A 2,914-nucleotide genomic window follows, 5' to 3' on the forward strand; every position below is an offset into this window, starting at 1 on the left:
GCACTGTGTGGGGCGGGCCTGGAGCGGGTTGTGTCGGTTTCGGAGGGCCTAGGCAAAGATTTGAGACACTTGCCCATGGCCTGGCCTGATGCCTGCGAGGCGTTCGGCTACCAGTGCAAAGGCCTCGTCCCACGGGATCGGCTGCCAGTCGCTGCCCACTCGCAGCATGGGCTGGTGCAGGCGGTCGGGGTCGTTCTGAATATCCTGCAGCGCCACGGCTTTTGGGCAAATGTGTCCGCGGCTGAACGCGTCCAGCGGGTCGCCCTTGATAGAGGTGATCGCCAGGCTGCCGTCGTCCGCCTGGGTGGTTTCCAGGGTCAGGCCGCAGATGGCTTCACACAGATGGCAGGCACGGTGGTGGAGAGTCTTGGTCATGGCCAGTCTCTTTATTGGGCTTTGGCCCAACTATGGCCCGACACCTGAACGCGCACCAGCAACGTTCGTTCTGTGAATCGAGGGGCATCAGGCCAGGCCATGGGCAAGTGTTTCAAATCTTTGCATAGGCGCTCCGAAACCGACACAACCCGCTCCAGGCCCGCCCCACACATTGCAAAAGGTCTTGGCGCCAGTGTACAAATGGGTCGCTGCTGTCAGGAATCAGTCTTCAAAAGCGCTTCGGCGCCCCTCTTGAACACCCTTAAAAACTGTAGCCCTATTGGTAAGACGCGACATTTAATTATAAGATCGCGCCTTCCCCTATTTCGTCGCCCCGTGCGGCTTTCGCCGCAGGTCTCGCCCGTTGTCACAATAAACAAGGCTTTGAGTATCTGCGGTCTGTTGCAAAAAGGTAGTTAATGATGAGCGCAAGGCACTTTCTCTCCCTGATGGATTGCACGCCCGAAGAGCTGGTCAGCGTGATCCGTCGAGGCATTGAGCTTAAAGACCTGCGTAACCGCGGCGTACTGTTCGAGCCTTTGAAAAACCGTGTGCTCGGGATGATTTTCGAGAAGTCGTCGACCCGCACCCGCGTGTCGTTCGAAGCCGGCATGATCCAGCTGGGTGGTCAAGCCATCTTCCTGTCCTCGCGTGACACCCAACTGGGCCGCGGCGAACCGATCGCCGACGCTGCCCGCGTGATGTCGCGCATGCTCGATGCGGTGATGATCCGTACTTTTGCCCACAGCACCGTGACCGAATTTTCCGCCAACTCGCGCGTACCGGTGATCAACGGCCTGTCCGATGACCTGCACCCGTGCCAGTTGCTGGCCGACATGCAAACCTTCCTTGAACACCGTGGTTCGATCCAGGGCAAGACCGTGGCCTGGATCGGGGACGGCAACAACATGTGCAACAGCTATATAGAAGCGGCGATCCAGTTCGACTTCCAACTGCGCGTTGCCTGCCCCGAAGGCTACGAGCCGGATGCACGTTTCCTGGCCCAGGCCGGTGATCGCGTGACCGTGGTGCGCGACCCGCGTGACGCGGTCATCGGCGCGCACCTGGTGAGCACCGACGTGTGGACCTCCATGGGCCAGGAAGAAGAAACCGCCAAGCGCCTGGCGCTGTTCGCGCCGTTCCAGGTGACCCGTGCCCTGCTCGACCTGGCCGCGCCGGACGTGCTGTTCATGCACTGCCTGCCCGCGCACCGGGGCGAAGAAATCAGCCTCGACCTGCTCGACGATGAGCGTTCGGTGGCGTGGGACCAGGCTGAGAACCGCCTGCATGCGCAAAAGGCGCTGCTCGAATTCCTCGTCCCGCCGTCGTACCACCACGCATGAGCCAGCCATTACTGCTGAACCTGCGCAATCTGGCATGCGGTTATCAAGATCAACGCGTGGTGCAGAACCTCAACCTGCACCTCAACGCCGGCGACATCGGCTGCCTGCTGGGTTCCTCGGGTTGCGGCAAAACCACGACCTTGCGGGCCATTGCCGGGTTTGAGCCGGTGCATGAAGGTGAGATCAGCCTGGCCGGTGAAGTAATCTCCAGCGCCGGGTTCACCCTGGCGCCGGAGAAACGCCGCATTGGCATGGTGTTCCAGGACTACGCGCTGTTTCCGCATTTGAGCGTGGCCGACAACATCGCCTTTGGCATTCGCAAGCACCCGCAAAAAGACCGCGTGGTTGGCGAACTGCTGGAACTGGTCAACCTGAAAAACCTCGGCAAGCGTTTCCCCCACGAACTTTCCGGCGGCCAGCAACAACGCGTCGCCCTCGCCCGCGCCTTGGCGCCGGAACCGCAACTGTTGCTGCTCGATGAACCTTTCTCCAACCTCGACGGTGAACTGCGGCGCAAGCTCAGCCATGAAGTACGCGACATTCTCAAGGCGCGCGGCACCAGCGCGATTCTGGTCACCCATGATCAGGAAGAAGCCTTCGCCGTGAGTGATCACGTGGGCGTATTCAAAGAGGGCCGTCTTGAGCAGTGGGACACGCCCTACAACCTCTACCACGAACCGCAAACCCCTTATGTCGCCAGCTTTATCGGCCAGGGTTACTTCATTCGCGGGCAATTGAGTTCGCCGGAATCGGTGAGTACCGAACTGGGTGATCTGCGTGGCAACCGTGCCTACACCTGGCCAACGGGTGGCGCGGTGGATGTGTTGCTACGTCCGGATGACATCGTTTACGCACCCGACAGCGCGTTAAAAGCGCGGATTGTCGGCAAGACTTTCCTCGGTGCTTCGACCTTGTACCGCTTGCAACTGCCGACCGGTGCACAGCTGGAGTCGATTTTCCCCAGCCATGCCGACCATCAGGTGGGCGCGCAGGTGGGGATTCGGGTGGCGGCGGAGCATCTGGTGTTGTTTCAGGCATCGGGCAGCACGGCGGCGCAGATTCCTCAAGTCGAATCCGGCGTGCGACGTTACAGCGCCGCCCACTGAGCAACTGACTAAACCGGGTAAAAAATGTGGGAGCTGGCTTGCCTGCGATTGCATCACCTCGGTTCAACTGACAGACCGAGGTGTCTGCAT

Annotated in this window: 2 protein-coding genes and 1 pseudogene; 2 read left to right on the forward strand and 1 reads right to left on the reverse strand. The window is 60.5% G+C overall.

Annotation, left to right across the window (positions count from 1 at the left end; genetic code table 11):
- Positions 1 to 69: 69 nt before the first annotated feature.
- Positions 70 to 375 (reverse strand): annotated as a pseudogene (locus FEM54_RS29365) (molybdopterin-dependent oxidoreductase); the annotation flags it as partial.
- Between the two features lie 422 nt (positions 376 to 797).
- Here FEM54_RS29365 and argF point away from each other — a divergent pair.
- Positions 798 to 1,718 carry an ornithine carbamoyltransferase gene (gene argF / locus FEM54_RS29375; RefSeq protein ID WP_069786197.1) on the forward strand — a complete coding sequence of 307 codons (921 nt, stop codon included), beginning with the start codon at positions 798 to 800 and terminating at the stop codon, positions 1,716 to 1,718.
- Positions 1,715 to 2,824 carry an ABC transporter ATP-binding protein gene (locus FEM54_RS29380; protein WP_017137037.1) on the forward strand — a complete coding sequence of 370 codons (1,110 nt, stop codon included), beginning with the start codon at positions 1,715 to 1,717 and terminating at the stop codon, positions 2,822 to 2,824. Before argF ends, FEM54_RS29380 begins: the two co-directional genes overlap by 4 nt.
- Positions 2,825 to 2,914: the final 90 nt, after the last annotated feature.

This window comes from Pseudomonas edaphica (assembly GCF_005863185.1).
GTDB classification, from domain to species: Bacteria; Pseudomonadota; Gammaproteobacteria; order Pseudomonadales; family Pseudomonadaceae; genus Aquipseudomonas; species Aquipseudomonas edaphica.

Excerpts from the sequence above, each read along its gene's own strand:
- argF (WP_069786197.1), top strand. The coding sequence starts at position 798 with ATGAGCGCAAGGCACTTTCTCTCCCTGATGGATTGCACGCCCGAAGAG.
- FEM54_RS29380 (WP_017137037.1), top strand. The coding sequence starts at position 1,715 with ATGAGCCAGCCATTACTGCTGAACCTGCGCAATCTGGCATGCGGTTAT.